The sequence below is a fragment of the Thiobacillus thiophilus genome, from assembly GCF_055378705.1.
Window position 1 is genome coordinate 3074728 of sequence record NZ_AP042404.1, and the last position, 24963, is coordinate 3099690.

At 62.7% G+C, this 24963-nt stretch carries 28 protein-coding genes; 11 read left to right on the forward strand and 17 right to left on the reverse strand.

Annotation, left to right across the window (positions count from 1 at the left end):
* Positions 1-10: 10 nt before the first annotated feature.
* The 5 genes from ACZ41T_RS15450 to ACZ41T_RS15470 all read right to left on the reverse strand — a co-directional run bounded on the left by ACZ41T_RS15450 (position 11) and on the right by ACZ41T_RS15470 (position 4475).
* On the reverse strand, positions 11-2314 hold the full coding sequence (locus tag ACZ41T_RS15450) for a CRISPR-associated endonuclease Cas3'' (RefSeq protein WP_464922244.1): 2304 nt from the start codon (positions 2312-2314) through the stop codon (positions 11-13).
* Between the two features lie 9 nt (positions 2315-2323).
* On the reverse strand, positions 2324-3331 hold the full coding sequence (locus ACZ41T_RS15455) for a helix-turn-helix transcriptional regulator (RefSeq protein ID WP_464922245.1): 1008 nt from the start codon (positions 3329-3331) through the stop codon (positions 2324-2326).
* A gap of 174 nt (positions 3332-3505) precedes the next feature.
* Positions 3506-3745: a DUF433 domain-containing protein gene (locus ACZ41T_RS15460; RefSeq protein ID WP_464922246.1), complete on the reverse strand. Its 240-nt coding sequence runs from the start codon at positions 3743-3745 to the stop codon at positions 3506-3508.
* Between the two features lie 36 nt (positions 3746-3781).
* Complete coding sequence (locus ACZ41T_RS15465) at positions 3782-4198, reverse strand: type II toxin-antitoxin system VapC family toxin (protein WP_464922247.1); 417 nt, start codon at positions 4196-4198, stop codon at positions 3782-3784.
* Between the two features lies 1 nt (position 4199).
* Positions 4200-4475: a type II toxin-antitoxin system Phd/YefM family antitoxin gene (locus ACZ41T_RS15470; RefSeq protein WP_464922248.1), complete on the reverse strand. Its 276-nt coding sequence runs from the start codon at positions 4473-4475 to the stop codon at positions 4200-4202.
* A gap of 327 nt (positions 4476-4802) precedes the next feature.
* Between ACZ41T_RS15470 and ACZ41T_RS15475 the strand changes: the two genes are divergently transcribed.
* Complete coding sequence (locus ACZ41T_RS15475) at positions 4803-5456, forward strand: histidine phosphatase family protein (protein WP_464922249.1); 654 nt, start codon at positions 4803-4805, stop codon at positions 5454-5456.
* Positions 5453-6178, forward strand: coding sequence for a 2,3-bisphosphoglycerate-dependent phosphoglycerate mutase (locus ACZ41T_RS15480; protein WP_464922250.1), 726 nt, complete (start codon positions 5453-5455; stop codon positions 6176-6178). Before ACZ41T_RS15475 ends, ACZ41T_RS15480 begins: the two co-directional genes overlap by 4 nt.
* A gap of 117 nt (positions 6179-6295) precedes the next feature.
* On the opposite strand, the gene ACZ41T_RS15485 is transcribed toward ACZ41T_RS15480, so the two are convergent.
* Positions 6296-6727, reverse strand: coding sequence for a DUF6231 family protein (locus ACZ41T_RS15485; RefSeq protein WP_464922251.1), 432 nt, complete (start codon positions 6725-6727; stop codon positions 6296-6298).
* Entirely contained in the window at positions 6724-7128 is a 405-nt protein-coding gene (locus ACZ41T_RS15490) for an RDD family protein (protein WP_464922252.1), read from the reverse strand. Before ACZ41T_RS15490 ends, ACZ41T_RS15485 begins: the two co-directional genes overlap by 4 nt.
* 261 nt (positions 7129-7389) lie before the next feature.
* On the opposite strand from ACZ41T_RS15490, the gene ACZ41T_RS15495 reads away from it, so the two are divergent.
* The 6 genes from ACZ41T_RS15495 to ACZ41T_RS15520 all read left to right on the forward strand — a co-directional run bounded on the left by ACZ41T_RS15495 (position 7390) and on the right by ACZ41T_RS15520 (position 14265).
* Entirely contained in the window at positions 7390-9102 is a 1713-nt protein-coding gene (locus tag ACZ41T_RS15495; protein WP_464922253.1) for an acetolactate synthase 3 catalytic subunit, read from the forward strand.
* On the forward strand, positions 9099-9590 hold the full coding sequence (ilvN, locus tag ACZ41T_RS15500; RefSeq protein WP_464922254.1) for an acetolactate synthase small subunit: 492 nt from the start codon (positions 9099-9101) through the stop codon (positions 9588-9590). The genes ACZ41T_RS15495 and ilvN overlap by 4 nt, the downstream gene beginning before the upstream one ends.
* A 24-nt stretch (positions 9591-9614) precedes the next feature.
* Positions 9615-10631, forward strand: a complete 1017-nt coding sequence (ilvC, locus tag ACZ41T_RS15505; RefSeq protein ID WP_464922255.1) for a ketol-acid reductoisomerase — start codon at positions 9615-9617, stop codon at positions 10629-10631.
* A gap of 88 nt (positions 10632-10719) precedes the next feature.
* A complete protein-coding gene (locus tag ACZ41T_RS15510) occupies positions 10720-11346 on the forward strand; it encodes a phosphatidylserine decarboxylase (protein ID WP_464922256.1) in 627 nt (208 codons plus the stop codon).
* A 360-nt stretch (positions 11347-11706) separates the two neighbouring features.
* Positions 11707-12501, forward strand: coding sequence for a CDP-diacylglycerol--serine O-phosphatidyltransferase (gene pssA, locus ACZ41T_RS15515; RefSeq protein ID WP_464922257.1), 795 nt, complete (start codon positions 11707-11709; stop codon positions 12499-12501).
* A 213-nt stretch (positions 12502-12714) separates the two neighbouring features.
* Complete coding sequence (locus ACZ41T_RS15520) at positions 12715-14265, forward strand: 2-isopropylmalate synthase (protein ID WP_464922258.1); 1551 nt, start codon at positions 12715-12717, stop codon at positions 14263-14265.
* A gap of 203 nt (positions 14266-14468) precedes the next feature.
* On the opposite strand, the gene ACZ41T_RS15525 is transcribed toward ACZ41T_RS15520, so the two are convergent.
* From ACZ41T_RS15525 to ACZ41T_RS15550, 6 genes are all read right to left on the reverse strand, one after another.
* A complete protein-coding gene (locus ACZ41T_RS15525; RefSeq protein ID WP_464922259.1) occupies positions 14469-14672 on the reverse strand; it encodes a hypothetical protein in 204 nt (67 codons plus the stop codon).
* A gap of 96 nt (positions 14673-14768) precedes the next feature.
* Positions 14769-15317 carry a cytochrome b gene (locus ACZ41T_RS15530; RefSeq protein ID WP_464922260.1) on the reverse strand — a complete coding sequence of 183 codons (549 nt, stop codon included), beginning with the start codon at positions 15315-15317 and terminating at the stop codon, positions 14769-14771.
* A 109-nt stretch (positions 15318-15426) separates the two neighbouring features.
* Positions 15427-16749, reverse strand: coding sequence for a ferredoxin reductase family protein (locus ACZ41T_RS15535; protein ID WP_464922261.1), 1323 nt, complete (start codon positions 16747-16749; stop codon positions 15427-15429).
* 18 nt (positions 16750-16767) lie between these two features.
* Positions 16768-17193 (reverse strand): PepSY domain-containing protein, encoded by a 426-nt coding sequence (locus ACZ41T_RS15540; RefSeq protein ID WP_464922262.1) that lies wholly within the window; start codon positions 17191-17193, stop codon positions 16768-16770.
* Positions 17194-17316: 123 nt separating this feature from the next.
* Positions 17317-17808, reverse strand: a complete 492-nt coding sequence (locus ACZ41T_RS15545) for a diheme cytochrome c (protein WP_464922263.1) — start codon at positions 17806-17808, stop codon at positions 17317-17319.
* A 43-nt stretch (positions 17809-17851) separates the two neighbouring features.
* Positions 17852-18268: a DUF1924 domain-containing protein gene (locus tag ACZ41T_RS15550; protein ID WP_464922264.1), complete on the reverse strand. Its 417-nt coding sequence runs from the start codon at positions 18266-18268 to the stop codon at positions 17852-17854.
* A 113-nt stretch (positions 18269-18381) separates the two neighbouring features.
* On the opposite strand from ACZ41T_RS15550, the gene ACZ41T_RS15555 reads away from it, so the two are divergent.
* From ACZ41T_RS15555 to ACZ41T_RS15565, 3 genes are read left to right on the forward strand one after another with little or no spacing between them, the layout of a single operon-like run.
* On the forward strand, positions 18382-18771 hold the full coding sequence (locus ACZ41T_RS15555; protein WP_464922265.1) for a PepSY domain-containing protein: 390 nt from the start codon (positions 18382-18384) through the stop codon (positions 18769-18771).
* Positions 18771-19433, forward strand: coding sequence for a response regulator transcription factor (locus tag ACZ41T_RS15560; protein WP_464922266.1), 663 nt, complete (start codon positions 18771-18773; stop codon positions 19431-19433). The genes ACZ41T_RS15555 and ACZ41T_RS15560 overlap by 1 nt, the downstream gene beginning before the upstream one ends.
* Complete coding sequence (locus ACZ41T_RS15565) at positions 19430-20800, forward strand: sensor histidine kinase (protein ID WP_464922267.1); 1371 nt, start codon at positions 19430-19432, stop codon at positions 20798-20800. The genes ACZ41T_RS15560 and ACZ41T_RS15565 overlap by 4 nt, the downstream gene beginning before the upstream one ends.
* A gap of 367 nt (positions 20801-21167) precedes the next feature.
* On the opposite strand, the gene ACZ41T_RS15570 is transcribed toward ACZ41T_RS15565, so the two are convergent.
* The 4 genes from ACZ41T_RS15570 to purU are packed head-to-tail and all read right to left on the reverse strand — an operon-like array spanning position 21168 to position 24547.
* Positions 21168-21515 (reverse strand): DUF2069 domain-containing protein, encoded by a 348-nt coding sequence (locus tag ACZ41T_RS15570; RefSeq protein ID WP_464922268.1) that lies wholly within the window; start codon positions 21513-21515, stop codon positions 21168-21170.
* Positions 21512-22105, reverse strand: a complete 594-nt coding sequence (wrbA, locus tag ACZ41T_RS15575; RefSeq protein ID WP_464923995.1) for an NAD(P)H:quinone oxidoreductase — start codon at positions 22103-22105, stop codon at positions 21512-21514. Before wrbA ends, ACZ41T_RS15570 begins: the two co-directional genes overlap by 4 nt.
* A 14-nt stretch (positions 22106-22119) precedes the next feature.
* A complete protein-coding gene (locus ACZ41T_RS15580) occupies positions 22120-23688 on the reverse strand; it encodes a hypothetical protein (RefSeq protein WP_464922269.1) in 1569 nt (522 codons plus the stop codon).
* A gap of 4 nt (positions 23689-23692) precedes the next feature.
* Positions 23693-24547, reverse strand: a complete 855-nt coding sequence (gene purU / locus ACZ41T_RS15585; RefSeq protein ID WP_464923996.1) for a formyltetrahydrofolate deformylase — start codon at positions 24545-24547, stop codon at positions 23693-23695.
* Positions 24548-24963 lie beyond the last annotated feature (416 nt).

The following is a 24963-nucleotide window of genomic DNA, read 5'->3' on the forward strand; positions in this document are numbered from 1 at the left end:
GTTCTCCTCTTTATCCAATCCAGGTGTTGAGCGTGCCGGACGGAACCAACCCGAGTTGCGGGTGGTAGTGCTCCGGCACGGTGTAGATGAACCAGTCGTTTTGTTCCCGTTGTTTCCAGCCCGCCACGGGAACGGGCAGCAGCGCATCCCAAATCGGGTCGCTATCCTTGGGGCGATAGAGACTCACGGTAAGCGAGCGGGCGGCGCGCATCCAGACGGCGGTCAGCCCGGTGTCATCGGCCTGTCCGCGCAAACTATTGAACAGCGTTTGCTGCGGCGCATAGGGGACGAGGACATTGATGGCGTCCTGTTTGATAAGCCGGTAGAGATTGGCTACGTCGGGAAAGCTGCCGCACTCGACAGCCTTGAGAATTTCGCGGCTGGCGGGGGCTGTCGTCACCCCGGCCAAGTCGTAGAGTTCGCGGTAATACGCGGTGATGAAGGCTGGGTCGTCGAGCTTCATGCCAGACGCGCCGTGACGGCGGAAGATCATCTGGGCGATCTGGGTGGCTTGCTGGTAGCTGTCAGTGGGATAACCCGTGTCATCCGGCATGAACACCCGAAGTTGTCCGAGTCGGCTGCGTCGCCCCTCCCGGTTGCAACGCCCGGCGGCCTGGATGATGGCGTCCAGCGGCCCCCATGCGCGCATCACGGCAGGGAAGTCCAAGTCCACGCCAGCCTCTACACATTGGGTGGCAACCAGACGCACCGGCTGATTAGTGGTGAGACGTTCACGGACGGTCGTCAGCACGTCCTGGCGGTGGGCTGCGCACAGGTTGGTGGAGAGATGCAGCGTGGCTGGGTCATCCAGTTTTTCCCACAAACTTTTGGCATGGCGTTTGAGGTTGACGATGCACAGGACTTGGGGCAACCGGGTTAATTGTTCGGCAAGCTCATCCCAGGTCACGGGAGTATCCGGGCTGTCCCAGTCGAATTCCACACGCTTCATGGGCGCGAAGAGAGCAGATGGATCGGACACGATCTCGCGCGGTTTCCAGCCGGGAGCATTCGTTGCCACAACGGCTTGGTCGAGGTGCGCAAAAGCGGGCTGGGTGGCGGTGGCGAACACCACACTGGAACCGTAACTGGATGAGAGGTGCGAGAGCGCGGCGAGCGTGGGCACGGCCAGATGCACAGGCAGGGTCTGTGCCTCGTCGAACAGGATGACGGCGCGTTGCAGACGGTGCAGTTTGCGACAGGCAGAGGGGCGATTGGAGAATAGAGATTCGAGTAATTGCACACTGGTGGTGACAATGAGCGGCGCATCCCAGTTTTCTGATAACAGGCGGCGACGGCGTTCGGCGTAGCTGGGTTGGCCTGCCTCGCCTTCATTGTCTTGCAGAGAGTTCTCTTTTCCTACGCCAGCCATGGAATGGTGCTCAAGGACAAATTCTGCACCAAACGCTGGCGCGAATATGTCCCGATAGATGCGGGCAGTTTGTTCAGTGATGGTCAGGTAGGGAATCACCAAAGCCACCCGTTCAAGGCCATGTTTTGCCGCGTGCGCCAAGGCGAAGGCGAGCATGGCAAGTGTCTTGCCGCTGCCGGTGGGGGCGGTGAGCGTGAACAGTCCGGTGTCACGTTCTGCGCTGTGCAAGCAGGCTTTGAACAGGGCGCGACGAACACCCTGCACGTCAAATGAAGCGGTGGTCTTTGCTTGGGTCTGTTCGATAGCCGAGAGAACCAATTCTAGGGCGTTGGTGGCATCCAGCCCTGGCCCGGATGGGCAGTAACGCTTGCCGGATGCGTCACCCTCGAAATGCGAATCGGTGTCCAGATAGTCAGCGTCCACCAAAGTGGAAAACAACATGCGTACGTCCAGCATGGTGGGTACGGTGGCGTCGAGCGAATTGCCCAGCAAGGGCTGTTTCACTTGGGGCATCGTCAGGCCATCGTCTGCAAAGCGATTTTTCAGTGATTGGATATCTGGCGCGGTCAGACGCAGTGCTTGAGGATGCTCCGCCAACCACTTGGGGTTAAGCCTCTTCAGATCGGCGTGGGCAAGTGATTGCAGGCCGATATGGTGTCCCTGAATAGCGAGTGCGGCGGCGGTACATTTTTGTTCCAGTGCAACCCATGCGCCAGCCGACCAATGATCCAGCCCGGATTCTTTGCCCCGAAGCCTCGCCTGAAATAGATCCCCGAATTTACCCAGGTCGTGCAATAGCCCTGCCAGTTTTGCCTCATTGTTCCAGTTCATCGAGGTGGAAAATTTTCCGGCAATCTGAGACACGGTTGACAAATGTGTGTGCAATTGATGCCAACGCCCAACCTTGTTGGCGCTGTGCGCAAAGTAAACGGCGGGTGAGGTCATGTTGGCATCCTACGTGCCACCAGGCTCAAGACCTGAGCCCGTTTCCAAGCCCCGCCGATACTGATCTGCCGCCACATCAAGCAGATTTCTGACAGCTTCACGCAACACTTCTGGCGCAACGACTTCAACCTCCGCTCCATATTTGAGGATGTCCATAAGCAGCTCACGCTCATCCGAATACGGCAGGCGCAATTCGTAGCGACCGTCTTCCAGCCAACGGCTCTCTTGTTCGGGGTGCCAGATTTCTTCGGCAACCCAGCGGGCGCGTTTGGCGGTGAAGCGCAGCACGGCGATGGCGTGGGGAAGGCCGGAGAAGATGCCGTAGCTGCTGGCGAGTTCGCGGTTCAAGGTGGATTCGGCGACGGCTTTGGCGGGTTTGGTCAGTGGCTCGACGGTGCGGATGCATTCGACGGCGAAGATGCGCAGGCCTTTTTTGTCGTGGCACCAGGCGTCGAGATACCAGTTGTCGCGGTAGTGGGTGAGGCGTTGTGGGGAGATTTCGCGGCGGCTGGTTTGGTCGCGCTCGCGGTTGTAGTAGTCGATGCGGAGCCGGTGGCGTTGCAGGACGGCGTGGGCGACGGCCTGGAAGTGGCGCGGGTTTTTGTGGCGGGAGGCGATGCTCAGGAGCCGGATGCGCTGGTTGGCTTCGCCCGCGCCCATATGGTTGCTGTCCAGCAGCTTGTCGATGCGGGTTTGCAGCGGGCGCAGGTGGTCGTCGAGCAGTCCGGGCTCCAGGTTGGCGAGCAGGTGTTTCAGCGTGACGAGGGCGTGCAGTTCGGCGGGGGTGAACCACAGGCCGGGGAGTGCGTGGCTGCCGTCGGCGGTGTCGTAACGGTAGCCGCCGCGTTCGCTGTCATGGATGAGCGGGGCGCCGAGGCGGTCACGCAGGTCGGCGATCAGGCGGGTGAGGGTGGAGCGCGAAAAGCCGTGCTCAGCGATGAGCGCGGCGCGGGGGAGCCCGGTGCGCCGTCCATCCAGCAGACGGTGCAGGCGATAGATTTCGTCGAGTTTGCTCAAGTGTTCCGGGTCGCTTGTTCGTTCTTATTCGATTCTCCACGCCGGTTGTTTTTATTGTGCGATGAAGTGTGCTGCATGCGACGGGCACTTGCAAGTCTGGGTGCGGGGGATGGCAAGGGGGCTGTTTGCCCGAAGCCGGAGCAGGAAAGTTTCCGTTGGCGAGAAGAACCGGCTTCAAGTGACGGCCTTGTGTGCGGCGATGTACCGTTCATCCCGCATCATTTCCCCGGCAAACGCCAGTGTGGCCAGGATGTCTTCGCGGGTAATGTGGGGGTAGGACGTCAGGATTTGTTCGTAGGTCCAGCCATTTGCCAGCCAACCCAGAATCAGTTCGACGGAAATCCGTGTGCCTTTGATAACGGGTTTGCCGGCCAGCACGGCGGGGTCGCTGGCAATTCGATCTCGCCATTCCATGTTCAGGCTCCTTGTGAAGTCAGGCTTGCGTGTCGGTTATGCCGCCAAAAACCGGACGTGCCCGGCTTTGCCGTATGTGCAGATTTTCTTGTCGGCGGTGACAAGACATAGGTCATGTATGCGTGCTGCGGCGATCAGGAACCGGTCTGCCGGGTCGCCATGCGGGCTGTCTGGCAGTTGCGTGCTTTCCATCGCGGTCTCGGCATCGAGCGCCTGCAGGCGGATACCGGGAATCGACATGGCGCGGTACACCCATTCGCGGGCTGGTGCGGACAGGCTGATTTTTCCTTTCGCACACAACATGCCGACTTCCCAGACACTGACAGCATTGATATGCAACCGGCGCTCGATTCTTGCGAGGTCAATGGCGGCCAGGGTGGCGGGGCTCAAACGCCCGGCCACGCCTTCCGCATACCAAAGCCAGACGTGGGTATCCAGAAGCAAACCGCCCATGTCAGCGGTTTTTCCTGGGCTTGAAATCGGCATAGAGGGCGTCTTCCTCTCCGGTTTCTGCAGACCAGGCTTCATCCAGCGGCGCGACAATGTCGCCGTGGAGCGTGACCGTCCCCTTCATGTAGCCGAACATGCTGGCTGGCACTTCGTTTTCGATGGGCACCAGCTTCACCAGCGGTTTGCCGCGTTTGCTGATAATCAGCGGCTCATGCGTGGCGGCGACTTCGTCGATCAGTTTCAGGCACTTGGCCTTGAATTCGGCGGTATTGATGTTCATATTCACTCCTTGGTGACTATAACAAGTGGTCATATTAGGCCTGCCCCTGATTGAAAACAAGCCTGGGAAACGCTGTTTTATTCCGTCATCGCGAGGCCCGCAGTGCCGTGGCGATTCGGAGTTCGTTGATGCCGCAAACACTAGTGCCCTCTGGGTGTTCTGGATTGCTTCCCGCCGCGCTGCGCTCGCGGGCGCAATGACAGGGAAGGATGCGGATGCGTTGCGCGACTTCACCTTCGCCCGGATGGTTGTGGTTTCGCTTTCAAACTGACGCAGCCCGGGTTTTGTGCCAGATTTGAATCTGACATGGCTTTGTGAACACCCTTCATGCACCACATTCCCAAACCCGTCGTGACTCGCATCTGCATCATCCGCCACGGCGAGACCGACTGGAATGTGGAGAAGCGCATCCAGGGGCATACCGATGTTCCGCTCAACGCGGTGGGGCGGGCGCAGGCATTGGCGATGGCGTTCAATGCGGCGCACCACCGGTTTGCCGCGATCTACAGCAGCGATCTGGCGCGGACGCTGGAGACGGCGCGGGTGCTGGCGCAGCGCGAGGAGCAGGAGGTGAAGCTGCTGCCGCAGCTGCGCGAACGGCATTACGGGGTGTTTCAGGGCATCACCGCCGCCGAGGGCGCCGAGTTGTATCCGGCGGCGTACGCGCACTATTTGGCGCGCGATCCGGATTACGATTTCGAAACGGGTGAGTCGCTGCGCCGGTTTGCCGAGCGCGTGGCCGAGGGCATCGACTGGCTGGTGCGGCATCACCGCGGGCAGACGATTGCGGCGGTGAGCCACGGCGGGGTGCTGGACGCGGTGTATCGCCGCGCCACCGGACGCCCGCTCTCCACGCCGCGCGATTTCAAGATTCCCAACTGCGCGCTCAACTGGTTCCATTTCGACGGCCAGGGCTGGCACCTGGAAGCCTGGGGCGACCGCCACCACCTGCACGAAGTATTGTCGGAGCCGCCGGAATGAGTGCGCCGGCAGACTGGATGGTGCTGCTCCGCCACGGCCACAGCGAATGGAATCTCTCCGACCGCTTTACCGGCTGGACCGATATTCCGCTGACCGAAGTCGGCTTGGCCGAGGCGGTCGTGGCGGGGCGGCGGCTGGCACAGGCGGGGTATGCCTTCGACGAGGTGCACGGCTCGGTGCTGCAGCGCACGCGCCAGACGGTCGAGGCGCTGCTGGCCGCGATGGGTACGCCCGAGGTGCCGCTGTACACCACCTGGCGCCTCAACGAGCGGCACTACGGCGCGCTGCAGGGGATGAACAAGCAGGAAATTTTCAGGACGTGGGGCGAGGAAGCGTCGCGCCGCTGGTGGCGTGGCTATTTCGAGCCGCCGCCGCCGCTGGATCGCGATGATCCGCGCCATCCGCGTTTCGATCCGCTGTATGCGGCGCTCGACCTCAAGGACCTGCCCGCCAGCGAAAGCCTGCGCGACTGCCAGCGGCGCACGTTGCCCTACTGGCACGCGGTGCTGGTGCCGCGGCTGCGCGCGGGGCGTCGCCTGCTGGTGGTGAGTCACGGCAACACCCTGCGCGGCTTGGTGATGTATCTGGACGGCTTCAGTCCCGAGGCGATGGAGCGGGTAGAGATTCCCTCCGGGATGCCGCTGGTGTATCGCTTTGCTCCCGGTCTGCGGGTGGTGGGGCGGGAGTGGCTGGAGATGCCTGACGCCGCGCAAGCCGTCTGATTCCACGTGCCATCAAAAAGATTGTGGCGGCGGACCGTGGAAGCCGATGCGGTCAGGATAGAGATTGGAGGCCCGCCTTGATGCCATTGCAGGGTTCGGGCCGACAGGGCTCCCGGATCAGGGCTTCCAGCGTTCGGGGTGCGCCCAGAAACGGGCATTGAGCCAGTCCGGCACCATCTTGTAGGTGGCGAGGTCGTAATCGTAGATGCGCAGGTTTTCCGCGGCGTCGGTTGCGGACAGCGTAAAGCCGAGCGCGCGGAACATCGCTTCATCCAGCGCGCAATTTTCTCGCGCGGCGAGCAGGATGCGCGGGGCGACGTAGAGACGTGTCTGGCTGATCAGGTGCTGGGCCTGCTGCGCATCCAGCCCGTTCAGCGCGTCGATTCCCAGTGCCAGCGCGCACGCCGGCCCCGGCGAGTTTTCCTGCCGGTGCGCCGGCGTGTCGGGCAACACTTCGGCGACCAGTCGATGGGCGGCCGCATCGAGGGCGCACACGCTCTCGGGCTGGATTTCCAGCAGGCGTGCCTGCAAGAGGTCGCGCCAGTTCACGGCCCGGCCTTGCGCGGTACGCGCACCAGCCGGGTGCCGGCGATGCGGTCGTGCAGGAACTGGCGGTCACGGTCGAATAGCGCCCACCAGAAGCCGATGCCCGCCAGCAGCAAGCCGGGCAGGGCGAGGAAAAAGCGCAGCACGGCCTGTCTGAAGGCGATTGGGCCGCCGCTGCGGTTGACCAGGCGAATGCGCCAGGTTTTCATCGACAGCGTTTGCCCGCTACGCAGCCAGAACACGCTGAAATAGGCGAACAGAATACCCAGCAGATACAGCCGAAAGGCATGATGCCGCCAGCCGGCCTCCGCACTGCCGGCCAGGTAGAGGAAAAGGAATGCAGCGACGAATACCACGGCCGCGACGAGCAGCGATTCGTAGATCATGGCGGCAATGCGAATCATGAATGGGGCGGTGACTGGTGTGTTGTCTTGCATGGGAACCGGATATCGATAATGGTGGGCGGATGCGCCACTTTGCCACAGCGCACCCCAAGCATAATCAAAAAGCCAAGGTGGGGCTCGACGCGTATCGCAAGGTAACTCACGATTATTACCCGGTCGCAAAAACCGGCCGGATAACCGCTGCGGCATGATTTCTTGACCGAAACAGGGCAAAACGATTACTCTCGCAAGTCGATCAACGAATTGATTTATTGCCATTTTATGGAAGCCACGGGCGCCGAGATTGTCGTACGTTGTCTGGCCGAAGAGGGGGTCGAGTTTGTGTTCGGCTATCCCGGCGGGGCCGTGCTCAACATCTACGACGAAATCTTCAAGCAGAACAAATTCAAGCACGTGCTGGTTCGCCACGAGCAGGCCGCGGTGCATGCAGCCGACGCCTATGCGCGCTCCACCGGCCGTGTCGGCGTGGCGCTGGTAACCTCGGGGCCGGGCGTCACCAATGCCGTGACCGGAATTGCCACGGCCTACATGGACTCCATCCCCATCGTCGTCGTCACCGGCCAGGTGCCGACCCCGGCGATCGGGCTGGATGCGTTCCAGGAAGTCGACACCGTCGGCATCACGCGCCCCTGCGTCAAGCACAACTTCCTGGTCAAGGACGTGAAGGACCTCGCCGTGACGATGAAGAAAGCCTTCATCATCGCGGCCACCGGCCGTCCCGGCCCGGTGGTGGTCGACGTGCCCAAGGACGTGACCGCCCATATCACGGATTTCGAATATCCGGCCACGATCGAGATGCGCTCGTACAACCCGGTGATCAAGGGCCACAGCGGCCAGCTGAAGCGCGCGGTGCAGATGCTGCTCGAAGCCAAGCGCCCGGTGGTCTACGCGGGCGGCGGCGTCGTGCTCGGCGATGCCTCGGAACAGCTGATCGAGTTGACACGCCTGCTGGGTTTTCCCATCACCAACACCCTGATGGGGCTGGGCGGCTATCCCGCCACCGACAGGCAGAACCTCGGCATGCTGGGGATGCATGGCACTTACGAAGCCAACATGGCGATGCAGCATTGCGACGTGCTGCTGGCGGTGGGCGCGCGCTTCGACGACCGCGTGATCGGCAATCCCGCGCATTTTGCCCGCGAGCAGCGCCGCATCATTCATGTCGACGTCGATCCCTCGTCGATTTCCAAGCGGGTCAGGGTCGACGTGCCCATCGTCGGCGACGTGCAGAACGTGCTGACCGAAATGCTGGGCCTGCTGAAACAGGCCAAGGAAAAACCCGATGCCGCCGCACTGAATTCGTGGTGGACGCAGATCGAGCTGTGGCGCTCGAAGAACTGCCTCAGCTACAACCGCAGCAGCCCCATCATCAAGCCGCAATATGTGGTCGAAAAGCTGTGGGAGGTGACCAGGGGCGATGCCTATATCACCTCCGACGTCGGCCAGCACCAGATGTGGGCGGCGCAGTATTACAAGTTCGACAAGCCGCGCCGCTGGATCAATTCCGGGGGCTTGGGTACCATGGGCGTCGGCCTGCCGTACGCCATGGGCGTGCAGCTCGCGCACCCCGACGCGCAGGTGGCCTGCGTCACCGGCGAATCGAGCATCCAGATGTGTATCCAGGAACTGTCGACCTGCAAGCAGTACCGCATTCCCATCAAGGTCGTCACGCTCAACAACCGCTACATGGGCATGGTGCGGCAGTGGCAGGAATTCTTCTACGGCAGCCGCTACGCCGAGTCCTACATGGACTCCCTGCCCGACTTCGTCAAGCTGGCCGAAGCCTACGGCCACGTCGGCATGCGCATCGACAAGCCCGAGGACGTCGAAGCCGCGCTGAAAGAAGCGTTCTCGCCCGCATTGAAGGAGCGTCTGGTGTTCATGGACTTCCAGACCGACCCGGCCGAGAACGTCTTCCCCATGGTTGGCGCTGGCAAAGGCCTGTCCGAAATGATTCTGGCGGAGGAGCTATGAGACACATCATTTCGCTCCTGATGGAAAACGAGGCGGGCGCGTTGTCGCGCGTGGCCGGGCTGTTCTCGGCGCGCGCCTACAACATCGAGTCGCTCACCGTCGCGCCGACCGAAGACGCCACGATGTCGCGCATGACCATTGTCACCACGGGCTCGGAAGACGTCATCGAGCAGATCACCAAGCAGCTGAACAAGCTGGTGGATGTGATCAAGGTGATGGACCTGACCGATGGCAGCCACATCGAGCGCGAGCTGATGCTGGTCAAGGTCAAGGCGGTGGGCCCGGGGCGCGAGGAGATGAAGCGTACCGCCGATATTTTCCGTGGCCGCATCATCGACGTCACCGACGCCATCTACACCATCGAGCTGACCGGGACCGGCTCCAAGCTGGATGCCTTTCTGGAGGCGATCGATTCCGCCTTCATCATTGAAACCGTGCGCACTGGCGCGTCTGGCATCGGACGCGGCGAGCGCAGCCTCAAAGTCTGATTTTTAATTTCTCGGGAATACATCATGAAAGTTTTTTACGACAAGGACGCCGACCTTTCCCTCATCAAGAAGCGCAAGGTCGCCATCATCGGTTACGGCTCGCAGGGTCACGCCCACGCCTGCAACCTCAAGGACTCCGGTGTCAACGTGACCGTCGCCCTGCGTCCGGGCTCCGCTTCCGCCAAAAAGGCCAAGAACGCCGGCCTCAAGGTCAAGACCGTGCCCGAGGCAGTTGCCGCCGCCGACCTGGTGATGATCCTCACCCCGGACGAGTTCCAGTCCCGCCTGTATCGCGATGAAGTGGAACCCAACCTGAAGAAGGGCGCCACCCTGGCCTTTGCCCACGGCTTCTCCATCCACTACAACCAGATCGTTCCGCGCGCCGACCTTGACGTCATCATGATCGCCCCCAAGGCCCCCGGCCATACCGTGCGCTCCGAGTTCGTCAAGGGCGGCGGCATTCCCGACCTGATCGCCGTGTTCCAGGACGCCTCCGGCAAGGCGCGCGAGCTCGCCCTGTCCTACGCCTCCGCCATCGGCGGCGGCCGCACCGGCATCATCGAAACCACCTTCAAGGACGAGACCGAGACCGACTTGTTCGGCGAGCAGGCCGTGCTGTGCGGCGGCGCCGTGGAACTGGTCAAGGCCGGCTTTGAAACGCTGACCGAAGCGGGTTACGCGCCCGAGATGGCCTACTTCGAATGCCTGCACGAACTGAAGCTGATCGTCGACCTGATGTACGAGGGCGGCATCGCCAACATGAACTACTCGATCTCCAACAACGCGGAGTACGGCGAGTACGTGACCGGTCCCAAGGTCATCAACGCCCAATCCAAAGCCGCGATGAAGAAGTGCCTGGACAATATCCAGAACGGCAACTACGCCAAGCGCTTCATCCTGGAAGGGCAGGCCAACTACCCCGAGATGACCGCCTGTCGCCGCAACAACGCCGCACACCAAATCGAGGTGGTGGGTGGCAAACTGCGCGCCATGATGCCCTGGATCACGGCCAACAAGCTGGTCGATCACACCAAGAACTAAATGCGTGAGGGGTGAGGCGTAAGGGGGCGGTCAGCCCGGCGCGCCTCATCCCTTTCTCCTCACCCTTCACGCCTTACCCCTCACTCACATGACCCATCCCCTTATTGCCCGCGAGGGCTGGCTGGTTCTGCTGGCAGCATTTGCTGCCGCCCTGATCGCGACCTGGCTCGTCGGCTGGTGGTCGGCCCCGTTCTGGATCTGGGCGGTGTTCGCGCTGCAGTTCTTCCGCGATCCGGCGCGCGTGCCGCCGATGGATGCCGACGCGGTGATCGCGCCGGCCGACGGCCGGATTGTCGTGGTGGAAAAAGTCCGCGACGAATACCTGGATCGCGAGGCGCTGAAGATCAGCGTGTTCATGAACGTGTTCAATGTGCACTCCAACAAGAGTCCGGTCGACGGCGAGATCAAGGGCGTCTGGTACACCCCGGGCAGCTTCGTCAATGCCGACCTCGACAAGGCGTCCACCGAGAACGAGCGCAACGCGATCCACATCGCGACACCGCGCGGCGATGTTACTTCGGTGCAGATTGCCGGTCTGATCGCGCGGCGCATCCTGTGCTACGTGCGCACCGGCGACAAACTGGTGCGCGGCCAGCGCTACGGCTTCATCCGTTTCGGTTCGCGGGTCGACGTCTACCTGCCGATTACGGCGCGCGCCGAAGTCACGATTGGCCAGAAGGTGAGTGGTGGGCGTACCATACTGGCTCGCTGGTAGCTAGGGAAGCGCTGAACAATTCAACATGGCCGTCATTGCGCGCGCAGCGAAGCAATCCAGCGTATTGATTAAGCGGGCATTTCTGGATTGCCCTAAAGGACTCCGATCCACTATGGGCTGAAGCCCATGTGGAATCGTATGCCGCGTCGCTGCGCGCCTCGCAATGACAAATTAATCAGCGCTTCCCTGGTGTCACGAACCGGAAATAACGAAACATGAAACAGCGTCTTTTTCCGCCATGCGTCGTTGCAGCCCCTTGCGGTATACCCCATACGGCTGCGGGTCTGCGCCTGGCCTGGCGAAAAAATCCATCTGTTTCATTTGTTCCGCTATTTCCGGTTCGCAACACTAGGAATGGTCATGTCTGAATTCGATCGCCGCAAGACCAGTATGACGCGACCGCGGATGCGCGATCGCGGCATTTATCTGCTGCCGAATCTGTTCACCACCGGCGCGCTGTTCGCCGGCTTCTATGCCATCGTCCAGGCGATGAACGGGCGCTTCGAGCACGCCGCGGTGGCCATTTTCATCGCCATGGTGCTTGACGGCCTCGACGGCCGCGTCGCCCGCATGACCCACACGCAAAGCGCCTTCGGCGCCGAATACGACAGCCTGTCCGACATGGTGTCGTTCGGCGTCGCCCCGGCGCTGGTGATCTACGAGTTTGCCCTGCAAGGCATGGGCAAGTTCGGCTGGATCGCCGCCTTCGTCTATTGCGCCGGTGCCGCCCTGCGGCTGGCACGCTTCAACACCCAGCTCGACGTGGTCACCGACAAGCGTTTCTTTCAGGGACTGCCCAGTCCGGCATCGGCAGCGCTGGTCGCCGGATTCGTCTGGGTAATGGTCGAATACGGCGTGGCGGAAGAGGATACACGCTGGCTGGCGGCGGCGATCGCGCTGTTTGGCGGACTCACCATGGTCAGCAACTTCCGCTTTTACAGCGGCAAGGAAATCAACCTCAGGAAAAGCGTGCCGTTCTTCGTCATCCTGCTGATCGTGCTGGCCTTTATCCTGGTGTCGACCAGCCCGCCCGAGGTGCTGTTCGGCGTGTTCGTGCTGTACGGCCTGTCGGGCTACGCTGACGCGCTGTTGCGGGTGATCCGCCGCAAAAAGTCACCCAGGGCCACGCCCCCCTTGCCGAGCGACAAAAAATAGATAGAATCTGAACCATGTCCAATTGGTCACAAGCTTCCTTCCTCCCTGGCCTGTCGAGCGTTCTGTTCGGCAGCCTGCCGCTGCGCTGCGCGCGCGCATACTAAACCCCCTCCCCCGCAGTACCCCCACGCCGCCAGCTTCTCGCGGCAACCCTTTTATAATGCGTCGGCCCGAGTCGCCATCGACATCGCCCCGACCCCCATGGAGCCAGCCATGAAAGACCGTTTATTTATTTTCGACACCACCTTGCGCGACGGTGAGCAAAGCCCCGGCGCGTCGATGACACGGGACGAGAAATTGCGCATTGCGCGCCAGCTGGAAAAGCTCGGCGTCGACGTCATCGAGGCCGGCTTCGCCGCGGCCAGTCCGGGGGACGCAGAGGCGATCCGCACCATTGCCGAAACGATCCAGGGCTCGATCATCTGCTCGCTGGCGCGCGCCAACGAGCGCGACATCCACGCCGCGGGCGGCGCCATCAAGCCGGCCTGCCAAGGTAATCGGGCAGGGGGGCGCATCCACACCTTCATCGCCACCAGCCCGATCCATATGGAAAAGAAGCTGCGGATGCAGCCGGACCAGGTGGTCGAGGCCGCAATCAAGGCAGTCAAACTCGCGCTCGAATATACCGACGACGTCGAGTTCTCGGCCGAGGATGCGGTGCGCTCCGAAATGGATTTCCTGGTCCATATTTTCGACGAGGTGATCAAGGCCGGCGCCAGGACCATCAACGTGCCGGACACCGTCGGCTACAGCATTCCCGCCTTGTGGGGCGAGCGCATGAAGCAGCTGATCGAGCGTGTGCCCAATTCCGGCAAGGTGATCTGGTCGACGCACTGCCACAACGATCTCGGCATGGCGGTGGCCAACTCGCTCGCCGCGGTGATGAACGGCGCGCGCCAGGTCGAATGCACCATCAACGGCCTCGGCGAACGCGCGGGCAATGCCTCGCTGGAAGAGATCGTGATGGCGGTGCGTACCCGCAAGGATGTATTCAACTGCGACACGCGCATCGACGCCACCCAGATCGTGCCGTCGTCCAAGCTCGTCTCCACCATCACCGGTTACCCGGTGCAGCCGAACAAGGCCATCGTCGGGGCGAATGCCTTCGCGCATGAATCCGGCATTCACCAGGACGGCGTGCTGAAGCACCGCGAGACCTACGAAATCATGCGTGCCGAAGACGTCGGCTGGCATGCGAACCGTTTGAGCCTGGGCAAGCTGTCCGGCCGCAACGCCTTCAAGACCAAGCTCACCGAACTGGGGATTGTGCTGGACAGCGAGGAAGCGCTCAACGCCGCGTTTGCCCGCTTCAAGGATCTGGCCGACAAGAAGCGCGAGATTTTCGACGAAGACCTGCAGGCGCTGGTTTCCGACGAAGGCTACGCGACCGACCACGAGCGCTACAAGCTGGTATCGCTGAAAGTGTGTTCGGAGACCGGTGAGGTTCCGCACGCGCAACTCGTGTTCACCGACGAAGGCGTCGAAAAACAGGCCGAAGGCACCGGCTCCGGCCCGGTCGACGCCACCTTCAAGGCGCTTGAATCGGTGGTCAACAGCAGCGCCAACCTGCTGCTGTATTCGGTCAACAACATCACCCGCGGCACCGACGCGCAGGGTGAAGTGACCGTACGGCTGGCGCTGGGCGGCCGCGTGGTCAACGGCCAGGGCGCCGACACCGACATCGTGGTGGCCTCGGCCAAGGCCTACCTGCACGCGCTGAATAAGCTGCACAGCAAGCGCGAGCGGGCGCACCCGCAGGTGTAGTCGTTTGATCCGCGAACATTCACAGGGCATGACCTGTGCGAAGGGGCGCGAAGAGGGGGCGGGCCACCCCTTCCGGGCGACCTGCAGCGGACGTCGCCGGGCACGGGTCGATCGCTCGATATCCGGCATGCACCCCATTCAGCGCTTCCCGGTGACGTGAGTTCTTCCTGTTTACCTGAAAAACATCCGAAGAAAACACATGCTCAATCCCGCTGACTTCGCTTGCGCGGGTCTTTTCGGCGAGCGTACACGGCGGTCATGGCAAAGCCGCTCCGCAACAGCTCCAGCTCAATGCCGATCTTATGACCGGCACCGAGACGATGGAAGGGAAAACGGCGAACCCGCGTCATGACGGCGCGGTTCGCGTCCTGGAAGCCCTCAAGGCGTATGGACAGTATTTCCAGCATCCGGGCCGGAAAGCGGCCAGGCGCTGATTTTCAGAAACCGCCACCGGCAGATTTCGTGTGGGCCCCGGCTTCCAACGCAAGCTTCGGCAGACGGGCTTATTTTCGCACGGGCAGCATGCGCGTCAGCATGTTGTCATGCCTCAGGTAATGATGATACAAGGCAGCGGCGGTATGCAGACCGATCAGGTAATAGCCTGTCGTCCCCACGAATTCATGCACTTCCTTGATCTGCTTTGCGAGGTCCTTGTTTTCGCCAATCAGCGCCGGCAATTCCAGACCAAAGAACGGGATCGGCTTTCCGGCGGCACTGAGCATCAGCCAGCCGGTCAACGGCATGCCGATCATCAGCAGATACAGCGCCAGATGCAACAGCTTGGAAGATAGTTGTTGCAGACCCGGCGGTTCCGGCAGGATGGCGGGCGTGGGGCCGGACAGGCGTGCTGCCAGGCGCAGCCAGACCAGCACGAACACCAGCATGCCGAGCATGAAGTGCCAGGTCATCAGCATCTCGCGAGAATCACTGCCTTTTTCGAACAGTTCATGCAATTCGACGGCTCCGTACACAGCGACGAACAGCAGCAACATCAGCCAGTGGATGCCGATGGAAAGCGAGCCGTAGCGCAGGGTAGAGTTTTTCAGATTCATCGTTCATTACCTTTCAGTTCAGATTGCGTGTTGCGGTCATCGAGTCCGCATTTCGTCGCCCAGCGGCTTGCTCGGCAGAAACATCCATCTTTCATTTCGGTTCCCTGTTTCAGCGCATTTCAAACGCCTCCTGATGGAACCGGAGATTCCCCGGCCAGGTGGCGTCCAAACCTTTCCTGAGCTTTTCCGAGAGGCTCTGCGGCCCGCAGAACCAGACCTCGGCGCGGCGGGACCGATCCTTCGCGGCCAGCATGCCAGCGGCGGTCAGAACTTCTCCCTGCCGGGAGCCGTGCACCTGCAGCTTGATGCCGGGCAGGGAGGTGCAAAGCGTTTCCAGGCGGGCGATGAAAGGGTCGGTTTTGCGATCCCGTGTGCAGTAATGCAGGTCGGCGACGGGGGCTTGACCGGGGTTGTCCTGCAGCGATTCGAGCCAGGCGAGGAAGGGCGTGATGCCAATGCCGGCGGCAACCCAGATTTGTTGCGCCCGCGGATTGCGGCGGTCGAGGTCGAAGCGGCCGTAGGGTCCTTCGACCGTCACCGCCTGCCCCGGCTGCACCCGGTCAGCGAGGCTGCGGGTGTAGTCGCCCAGCGCCTTGATCTGGAAGGAAATGGTGCGGTCGCCGTGGTCTGCGCTGGCGATGGTGAAGGGATGCGGCCCCTCGCCGCGGTCGAAGGTGACGAAGGCGAACTGACCGGGACGATGCCCGCGCCAGCCCTGATCGAGTTGGCAGCGCACGGCAACGATGTCCGCAGCCGGATGCTCGACGGCAACGACCTTGCCTTGCACCCGGCGCGAGCGACCGATATGCCCGGCCAGGGAATGCACGCTGCCATACACGCCGCCCCCCAGTAGCAGGGCGAGCAGCCAGCCCACTGGCTGCGCCCAGTAGTCGACGGGCGCCAGCAGCAGCGCATGGAAGGCGAGCATCAGATAGAGCACCGGCATCGCCTGGTGCAGAAAACGCCATGGCCGATACGGGAAGCGTTTCCACAGGGTCAGTGCCAGCATCGCGAGCACGGCGTAAATCGCCCACTCGCCCATGTCCTCGGCGAGGTCGCGCAGGATTTCCAGAAGGCCGGTGTCGTGGCCCTTCGGCAGGCGTCCCTCGCGGCCGAACAAAAACTTCAGGATGTCGTCCGACATCTCGATCAGCCAATGCAGGGCGGCAAAGCCGACGGCAAGTATGCCCGCCCATTTGTGCGTTCGATACATGCGGTCGAGGCCGCCCAGCGGCCCTTCAAGCCAGGCCGGCCGGGCGGCCAGCAGCATCGCCAGGGACATCAGGGCGATCGACAGGAGGCCGCTCAGGTAGAGAGCCTCCTGGCGCATGACCCAGGGGGCGCTGCCGCCGGAGGCGCTGCCCGCGACCAGGACGTCCCACCCCCAGGCCAGGGTGACCAGGGAGATGAGACCGGCAAGCAGGGTTTTCATGGCTGGATTCCGCACGGATTATTTGCCTGCCGGCGGCGTGGTGGTGGATTTTTGCGGCAGATCGTCACGGCAGCGCCGCTCGTTGCAGTCGGCGGAATTGCGCTGGTCCTGCGTGTACCCCCAACGGTCGCTCCCGTCGCGGCTGGACTTGCGCTGCCGCCGATCGAGGATCTCTCCCGTCTGCGGGTTGAGGTACAGCTTGACCCGTTCGCCGTTGCGGTTTGTGGCGCGGGCTTCATAGCCGCCATCCTCGCGTTCGATTTTCTCGATGTTGCGGTATCCGGCGGCAACGAGCTTGTCGTGAATCTGCGGAATCGACAGCCACTGGCGCTCGCTGGTACGGGCGGGTCGGTCGTCATCGGCGAACGCGGGGGCAAGCACTGCGCTGCCGGCCAGCAGTCCGGCGCCAAGGGCGAAAGCAGAAAGAATAGTCGTGGTGCGCATGATGAAAATCTCCTTCGGTTGTGGTCGGATCGATGACCGTGCATTCATTGTGCGAGGGGGTGTCTGAACCTGTTCTGAAGCGTCCGTTCATCCGGCATTCATGATGATCATGCTGGGGGTGCATCAGTCCTCGTAGAAGCCCTGCTCGGCATCGGCATGGCAGGCCACGCAATTCGCCTTGGTGCGCACATCCTTGTGCTTCCATTCCCAGGCGGGGACCTTGCGGTGTTTATGCACCCATCTCGGCAACTCGGTAATGCGCAGAGGAGCGCTGTTCGCCGCCACGCCGCGCAGCAGTTTGCTGCTGTAGCGCTTGCCGCCCGTATCGGCCGCATTGGTGACGAGGTAGCTGGAAATTCTGGCGGCGGTATCCGCATCGACGCTGGCGTCGTCGCCGAAGTGGTCTTTCAGATTGCCCATCATGCGTTTCCATGAACTGGCAGGGAGCATCGAGGGGGCGAAGGCCATGTGGCAGCTGCCGCATTCCTCCTTGACCAGAGGGTCGACAACCGGGGGAAAGTAGTCGTCGCCGCCGGCCTGGGCTCTTTGCAGCACGACGGCGGAAAAGGCGAGCGTAACCAGGCCAATGGCGAGCGGGCGGTAGGGGATGTTCATGGGGTGCTCCTTGTAAAATGTAAAATGAGTGTGTTCGGATCGTTTACAGGCTGAACATGTAGCTGAGCCAGTCGCCTTTTTCCTGCACCGTACATGCGCGCCCGAGCACTTCATTGCAATTGCGCTTGAACCACTTTTCGACCTTGGCCGGGTCGGTATAGCGCTTCGGCGTGACCGATGCCGCCACGGCTTCGATGTCCTTGCCGGTCAGGGTGCGGCCGGCGCCGCGCGGGTTCTCGCCGTGGCAGGCGGTGCAGGCCGGCGTGTCGGGCTTGCCGCCGGAAAATTTCTGGGTGTACAGGGTCTTCCCGCGCGCGGCGGAGAACCCGGAAAAAGTTGGCGTTTCTGTCTTGGCTGCGGTAGCGTATTGAGCCAACAGGTCTTCGCGCGGGCCGGCGAAGAGCGAGGTGGACAGGATCGCAGCGACAATGCCCAGGGGGACGGCAAGCTTTCGGCGCATGGTTTTTCTCCTTTACGATGGGTGTGAAGCTGCACTTTGCTCGCAGTGGACTGAACCGAAGGTGAATCCGCCGTTCATCCTGCGTTCAGGCTTGCAGGGTTAAAAACAAACGCATGGAAAAACCCATTCTGGATACCGCGATGTCAGGCAGAAAACCGTCGAGGGGATTGCGCGCGGCACTTTCCGCCACGCTGTTGCTGGCCTTGCTGGGCGCCGGGGCGGGCCAGGCCGGCGACGGGAACGATCACGATCGCGCCCGCCGGGCGCTGGAATCCGGCGAGATACTGCCCTTGCGGACGATTCTGGAACGGGTCGAACGCGACTATCCGGGGCAGATCATGGAAGTCGATCTGGAGCGCGAGGACGCGCGCTGGATTTACGAGATCAAGCTGCTGCGTACGGACGGGGCGCTGGTCGAGATCGAGATCGGTGCCCGCGACGGCGCGCTGCTCGGCATCAAGGGGCCGAAGGGCAAGGATGGCCGCCGTGGAACAGCACGCTGATGCGCATTCTGGCGGTGGAAGATGAACCGACACTGGCCACGCAACTGGCCGAGGGCGTGCGTGAAGCCGGTTATGCGGTCGATGTGGCGCACAACGGCCTCGACGCCCATTTCATGGGCGATACCGAGTCCTTCGACGCGGTTGTTCTGGATCTTGGCCTGCCGCAAATGGATGGCATCACGGTGCTGAAAAAATGGCGCGCCGCCGGGCGCACCATGCCGGTGCTGATTCTTACCGCACGCGACAACTGGCACGAAAAAGTAGCCGGCATCGATGCCGGCGCCGACGATTACCTGACCAAACCCTTTCACATGGAAGAGCTGCTGGCGCGCCTGCGCGCGCTGATCCGCCGCGCCGGCGGCCATGCCAGCGCCGAGCTGGTTTGCGGCCCGGTGACGCTGGACACCCGCAACAATCGCGTCACCGTCGAGGGCCGGGCGCTGACGCTGACCAGCCACGAATACCGCGTGCTGGCGTATCTCATGCACCACGCCGGTGAGGTGGTTTCCCGCAGCGACCTGGTCGAGCACATCTATGCGCAGGATTTCGATCGCGACTCGAACACCGTCGAGGTTTTCATCGGCCGCCTGCGCAAGAAGCTACCGCCCGGATTGATCGAAACCGTACGCGGCATGGGCTATCGTCTCGTCAACTCGCAATGACGCTGGTCACCCTGCGCGGCTCGCTGCGCTTTCGTTTGCTGCTGGGCACGCTGTTCTGGATTGCCGCCACCATCCTCGTTGCCGGCTGGGGGTTGGGCAGCATGTTTCGCCAGCATGTGGAATCGCAGTTTCATGCCGAACTGAAAACCCATCTCGATCAGCTGACCGCCCAGCTGACGCTTGACGACCAGGGCCGGCCGATGCTGGCGATGTCGCTGAGCGATCCCCGCTTCAACAAGCCTTTTGCGGGCCTCTACTGGCAGATCGACCGTCTCGTCAGCCCCGGTCTTCCGACGGCCAGGGCGGTGATGCGTTCGCGTTCCCTGTGGGATCAGGTGCTGCGCGTGCCCGCGGATTCGCCCGCCAGCGGAGAGATCCATCATCACCGCATCGCCGGCCCGCAAGGGGAGATGCTGGGGATGGTCGAGCGCGTCGTGCGGATCGACGAGCTGCCGCTGCGGCTGATCGTCGCCGCCGACGAAGGCCTGATGATCGAGCCGGTGGCGCGCTTCAACAAGATGCTCTGGCTGGCGCTGGGCGTGCTGGGCCTCGGGCTGGCGCTGGCGGCGCTGGTGCAGGTTTTCGTCGGACTGGCACCGCTGCAGAAGCTGCGTGCTGCGCTCGGGCGCGTGCACCGCGGTGAAGCGCAGCAGATGGAGGGGGCGTTCCCGGCGGAAATCATGCCGCTGGTCGAGGAATTCAATACCGTGCTGGCGCGAAACGCCGAAGTCGTCGCGCGTGCACGCACCCAGGCGGGCAATCTCGCCCATGCGCTGAAAACGCCCTTGAGCGTCCTCGCCAATGCCGCTGGCGGCAAGGACGATGCGCTGGCGCGTCTGGTGGCCGCCCAGATCGAGATGGCGCGCAGGCAGGTGGATTACCACCTGGCGCGGGCGCAGGCCGCGGCCACGGTTGGCTTGCCGGGCGTGCGAACGCCGCTCGGGCCCGTCGTCGATGGACTGGTGCGGACCTTGCGGCGCATTCATGCCGGGCGTAATCTCGATCTGGTCGTGCAGCCGATAGCGGCAAGCCTGGCGTTTCGCGGCGAAGCGCAGGATTTGCAGGAAATGCTCGGCAACCTGCTCGACAACGCCTGCAAGTGGGCGTCGCACCGCGTCGAGATCGATGCCGCCATCGAACAGGATCGGCTTGTGATCCGCGTCGACGACGACGGCAAAGGCATCGCCGCGGAGCAGCGGGAGGCCATGCTCCGCCGCGGCATCAGGGCCGATCAGCAGGTTCCCGGCAGCGGACTCGGGCTGGCCATCGTCGACGATCTGGCTCGCATGTATGGCGGCCAGGTCGTGCTGACGGATTCGCCGCTGGGGGGGCTGCGGGCGACCTTGATACTGCCCGCCGTGCAATAAGAAACGCCTGTTTCGTCGGTAATTTCTTGTGTCCGGCACCCGACCCCGAATGTTTTTTTAGGCGATGTCACTGTTGGTTGTTGAGGTCATGTCTTGCCCCCTCTGATGAAGCCCCTACCCTTCGGCATCCCGCAGGCACCGCCGTAGAGCGGCTTTAGCCGCGATGCGCCGAAAGGCGCAAAGGGCAAATGCTCGCCGAGGCCTCGCCGTGCCACCTTTGCGGGCTACCGCCCGCATCGCGGCTGAAGCCGCTCCCACAGTGTAAGGATTACGTCGCGATGCCCAGTTTCCTGTCGGGTGAGTGGGCAAGCTGTTGGTTTCTTGTTTTTCTCCGGGCCTCTGTGCCTTTGTGGTGAGGAATTCAGGGTTATGGGGCGAGCCGCGACGGCGCGCTGAGTTTGGCGTAATAGATCGCGGCGAAGAAGAACACCACCGACAACGCCACTTCCGCGCCGGCCAGCCAGGCCGACAGGCCGGTGTCCGACCATGCGCGCACCACGCCTTCGCTGAAATAGGCCAGCACCAGCATCGGCGCCCACTGATAGGTGTAGCGGCGGCCTTTCAGGATGCCCATCAGCGGCAGCAGCAGCGGCAACGCCTTGAGCGCCAGCGAAGAGCCGCCGGGACGGATCGGCGCCAGCACCAGTTCCCACGCCAGACACAGGAAGATCAGCGCGATCAGGCTGACGCTGGAGAGCGTTTGCAGGGTTTTCACGCGGCCAGCTTCACGGCGGTTTCAGCCAGCCGCTTGCCGAGCGCGATGCACAGCGAGCGCTCGTCGTCGGTGAGCGGCTTGTCGTCGTTCGGGCCGGCCCAGTGGCTGGCGCCGTAGGGGGTGCCGCCGCTCGCGGTGTGGTTCACCTCGGCGAGGGTGTAGGGCAGGCCGACGATCAGCATGCCGTGGTGCAGCAGCGGGAGCATCATGCTGGTGAGGGTGGTTTCCTGGCCGCCGTGCAGGCTGGCGGTGGAGGTGAACATGGCAGCGGGTTTGCCGGCCAGCGTGCCCCTGACCCACAGCGCGCCGGTGGTGTCGAGGAAATACTTCAGCGGCGCCGCCATGTTGCCGAAACGGGTGGGCGAGCCGAGCGCGAGGCCGGCGCACTGTTCGAGGTCGGCGAGTTCGACGTAGGGCGCGCCCTCGTCCGGCACCGGCGGCTCGGCCACCTGGGTGCGCGGCGCCACCGGCGGCACGGTGCGCACGCGGGCGGAAGCACCGGCCACCTGATGGATGCCGCGCGCGAGCAGTTGCGCCATTTCGCGCACGCTGCCGCCGGCACTGTAATACAAAACAAGAATCTCGGTCATGGCTGCGGTCATGGTTACTCGTTGGCAAAAATGGTGAAATCGATCAGGTCGAAGCTGGGCGTGTGCTCCAGGCATCGGCCAAAGGTGAGCGTGTACTGGTGCGGCGGGTGCCAGACTTCGGCGTCCATGCCGATCTCATACAGGGGGCGCGGCAGCAGCAGCCGGTCATTCTGCTTCAGCGCGGGCAGTCCCGGAACGAACAGCGCCGCTGCCGGGTTCGTCTTGCCGGGGCCGCGCAGGAGACGCACCCACACCGGCTGGACCTGCGGCGACAGCCGCTCGACACCGAGTTCGACCTGCTGCGCATCGCCCATGCGGATCCAGCGGATCACGCCCAGCGACCACACTGCCGCATCGTCGGCACGCAGGGCCAGCGGGTCGCCCACTTTCAGGTTCAGCGGGACATCCGGCGTATCGTAGAGGGCGAGGCCGGACGCGCTATCGTTGCCGACCGTCCAGCGGGTGGCGTTGAGGGCGGCCGGTGCGGCGAATACGGGTTCGATGCCATGGATGGGCAGGCTGTCCGCTTCACCTTGCTGGAGCTGGGCGGCTGGCGGAACCATTTCCAGCATCCGGTGGATGGCGCTCACGCCGGCCACTATCTGCACCGTCCTGTCTGGGGTGGCGTAACGCTTGAATGCGCGCTGCGCGCCGGTGCTCCACTGTTTAAGCAGGCGTTTACACAGGGTCAGGCTGAGTTCGCCTGCCATTCCCGTTGGCAGACCGATTTGGAGCGGGGTTTCGCCGTTACGCAGGCGCAGTACGGTTTCGTGCAGGTGGCGGCAGAGTGCATCGGTGTCGAGCCAGAGGCCGTCGTGAGGCTGGCTGGCGGCGAAATGACTCGGCGGCACGTCGCCATCGGCCTGGATGGGAAAGCCGCAGTGGCTGGCTACCGGCGTGGAGGTCAGCATGGTCAGTGCGGCGAATTGATTCAGGTAGAGGCGGGTGTGGACCAGTTCGGCGTGGCTCATGTGCGGCGGGTCGGCCAGCGCGATCAGCAAGGCCTGGCTGTAGGCCAGGCTGGGCGATAGTGCGCCGTCCACGGCGTTGTCGGCCAGATTCGAGACCTTGACGAAAGCGTGGATCTGGTGCATTTCCTGCCACAGTCCTGCGGGAAGCGGCGTGTGGGTGAGGTAGCAGGCGGTCTGGATGTCGCGCAGGACCGCCAGCAGCCGTGCGGAAACTTCAGCCGTGCGCTTGGGGCTGGCGCAGCCGAAGCGCCGGTTGGCCATTGCCAGCAGGATTTGCCTGTAGCCGATGCCGAGTTCGGTTTGCAGTTCGCGCAGGAGGGTGCCGATTTGCCTGTGCTGGGCGTGGGGCGGCACGCCGGAATCGGCGAACTGCGATTCCAGACTGGCGGCGACGCGTGCAACCACCGGACAGTACAGGGCCACCAGCGCATGGTATTCGTCCGCGCCCGGCGCGTGGCGATTGAGCGCATACAGGGCCATGACCAGTTGCCGGGCGGTGTCCGCCGGGCTGGCGAAGGGCAGCCGTTGCAGCCATTCCGCAACGGCTTTCGGCCGGGTTTCGGGTGTCTGTTGCCGCACCGGGTCGGCGCCGGAGGTGTTGGGCGTGAGCATGGGTTCAGTCGAACACGACGGTCTTGTTGGCATACACCAGCACGCGGTTGTCCAGATGCCATTTCACTGCACGCGACAGCACCACTTTCTCCAGATCCGCCCCCTTCTTGACCAGGTCGTCGAGGTTGTCGCGGTGCGAGATGCGTGCCACGTCCTGCTCGATGATGGGGCCGTCGTCGAGGGTTTCGGTGATGTAGTGCGCGGTCGCGCCGATCAGCTTGACGCCGCGTTCGAATGCCCGGTGATACGGCTTGGCGCCGTGGAACGCGGGCAGGAAGGAATGGTGGATGTTGATGATGCGGTTGGGAAAGTGGCGGATGAAATCGGGCGACAGTACCTGCATGTAGCGCGCCAGCACGATGAAATCGATCTTGCGGTCGCGCAGGATCGCCAGCTGCGTCAGCTCGGCCTCATGCTTGGCATCCTTGTGCACCTTCAGGTGTTGGTAAGGCACGCGGTAGGCTTCGGCCAGCCAGCGCGTGTCTTCGTGGTTGCTGAGGACGATCGGCAGTTCGCAGTGCAGTTCGCCGCTCTGGTAGCGGTAGAGCAGGTCGGCCAGGCAGTGGTCGAACTTCGACACGAACACCGCCATGCGCGGCTTGCGGCTCGACTCGGCAAGGCGCCAGGTCATCTCGAAGCGGGTGGCGATGGGTCCGAAGGCCACGGCAAATTCGGCCAGATCGAGGTTGAATTCCGCCAATTCCCATTCCACCCGCATCAGGAACAGCTTCAGTTCGGCGTCCTGATGCTGGTCCGCGTGCAGGATGTTGGCGTTGTGCAGCAGCAGAAAATCGGCAATGGCGGCGACCAGCCCCTTCTGGTCGGGGCAGGAAATCAGCAGAACAGCGGTATGGCGCATGGCGGTGCCCGGTTCGGTAGGGGTTTTCGGCAGGGGGTTTTTACCCAATCATAACCAAAAATCCCCTGATCGCCTTATGGGGCCCAGCGCCCATCCGCTTCACCGGGGCGCATAAAGATTCAGCAGTCTTTGCGCGGCACGCCCTGTATTCGAGCATGCTAATAAGCCGAATTCAAACGTATTCATGGGCTTGGCCGGACGTTTCTTGGCGCCAGGCCGCATCCAGACGTCATCTTGTTCAATATTTAGGCAGTCTGTTCGACAGAGACTCTGATTTGTCATGGGATTTTCCGGGCGGCGAAAAATGCCTGCGAAATAAACCGCACGTCCAGGTTGACACGCCGGGCCACGCATCTAGAATTTGTCCAGAGTTTGTATTTGTTCCGTACATGGACCACAATATGTTGTGTATAACT

Excerpts from the sequence above, each read along its gene's own strand:
- ACZ41T_RS15450 (WP_464922244.1), bottom strand. The coding sequence starts at position 2,314 with ATGACCTCACCCGCCGTTTACTTTGCGCACAGCGCCAACAAGGTTGGG.
- ACZ41T_RS15460 (WP_464922246.1), bottom strand. The coding sequence starts at position 3,745 with ATGGAATGGCGAGATCGAATTGCCAGCGACCCCGCCGTGCTGGCCGGC.
- ACZ41T_RS15465 (WP_464922247.1), bottom strand. The coding sequence starts at position 4,198 with ATGGGCGGTTTGCTTCTGGATACCCACGTCTGGCTTTGGTATGCGGAA.
- ACZ41T_RS15470 (WP_464922248.1), bottom strand. The coding sequence starts at position 4,475 with ATGAACATCAATACCGCCGAATTCAAGGCCAAGTGCCTGAAACTGATC.
- ACZ41T_RS15475 (WP_464922249.1), top strand. The coding sequence starts at position 4,803 with ATGCACCACATTCCCAAACCCGTCGTGACTCGCATCTGCATCATCCGC.
- ACZ41T_RS15480 (WP_464922250.1), top strand. The coding sequence starts at position 5,453 with ATGAGTGCGCCGGCAGACTGGATGGTGCTGCTCCGCCACGGCCACAGC.
- ACZ41T_RS15490 (WP_464922252.1), bottom strand. The coding sequence starts at position 7,128 with ATGATTCGCATTGCCGCCATGATCTACGAATCGCTGCTCGTCGCGGCC.
- ACZ41T_RS15495 (WP_464922253.1), top strand. The coding sequence starts at position 7,390 with ATGGAAGCCACGGGCGCCGAGATTGTCGTACGTTGTCTGGCCGAAGAG.
- ilvN (WP_464922254.1), top strand. The coding sequence starts at position 9,099 with ATGAGACACATCATTTCGCTCCTGATGGAAAACGAGGCGGGCGCGTTG.
- ilvC (WP_464922255.1), top strand. The coding sequence starts at position 9,615 with ATGAAAGTTTTTTACGACAAGGACGCCGACCTTTCCCTCATCAAGAAG.
- ACZ41T_RS15510 (WP_464922256.1), top strand. The coding sequence starts at position 10,720 with ATGACCCATCCCCTTATTGCCCGCGAGGGCTGGCTGGTTCTGCTGGCA.
- pssA (WP_464922257.1), top strand. The coding sequence starts at position 11,707 with ATGTCTGAATTCGATCGCCGCAAGACCAGTATGACGCGACCGCGGATG.
- ACZ41T_RS15520 (WP_464922258.1), top strand. The coding sequence starts at position 12,715 with ATGAAAGACCGTTTATTTATTTTCGACACCACCTTGCGCGACGGTGAG.
- ACZ41T_RS15525 (WP_464922259.1), bottom strand. The coding sequence starts at position 14,672 with ATGCTGGAAATACTGTCCATACGCCTTGAGGGCTTCCAGGACGCGAAC.
- ACZ41T_RS15530 (WP_464922260.1), bottom strand. The coding sequence starts at position 15,317 with ATGAATCTGAAAAACTCTACCCTGCGCTACGGCTCGCTTTCCATCGGC.
- ACZ41T_RS15535 (WP_464922261.1), bottom strand. The coding sequence starts at position 16,749 with ATGAAAACCCTGCTTGCCGGTCTCATCTCCCTGGTCACCCTGGCCTGG.
- ACZ41T_RS15540 (WP_464922262.1), bottom strand. The coding sequence starts at position 17,193 with ATGCGCACCACGACTATTCTTTCTGCTTTCGCCCTTGGCGCCGGACTG.
- ACZ41T_RS15545 (WP_464922263.1), bottom strand. The coding sequence starts at position 17,808 with ATGAACATCCCCTACCGCCCGCTCGCCATTGGCCTGGTTACGCTCGCC.
- ACZ41T_RS15550 (WP_464922264.1), bottom strand. The coding sequence starts at position 18,268 with ATGCGCCGAAAGCTTGCCGTCCCCCTGGGCATTGTCGCTGCGATCCTG.
- ACZ41T_RS15555 (WP_464922265.1), top strand. The coding sequence starts at position 18,382 with ATGGAAAAACCCATTCTGGATACCGCGATGTCAGGCAGAAAACCGTCG.
- ACZ41T_RS15560 (WP_464922266.1), top strand. The coding sequence starts at position 18,771 with ATGCGCATTCTGGCGGTGGAAGATGAACCGACACTGGCCACGCAACTG.
- ACZ41T_RS15565 (WP_464922267.1), top strand. The coding sequence starts at position 19,430 with ATGACGCTGGTCACCCTGCGCGGCTCGCTGCGCTTTCGTTTGCTGCTG.
- wrbA (WP_464923995.1), bottom strand. The coding sequence starts at position 22,105 with ATGACCGAGATTCTTGTTTTGTATTACAGTGCCGGCGGCAGCGTGCGC.
- ACZ41T_RS15580 (WP_464922269.1), bottom strand. The coding sequence starts at position 23,688 with ATGCTCACGCCCAACACCTCCGGCGCCGACCCGGTGCGGCAACAGACA.
- purU (WP_464923996.1), bottom strand. The coding sequence starts at position 24,547 with ATGCGCCATACCGCTGTTCTGCTGATTTCCTGCCCCGACCAGAAGGGG.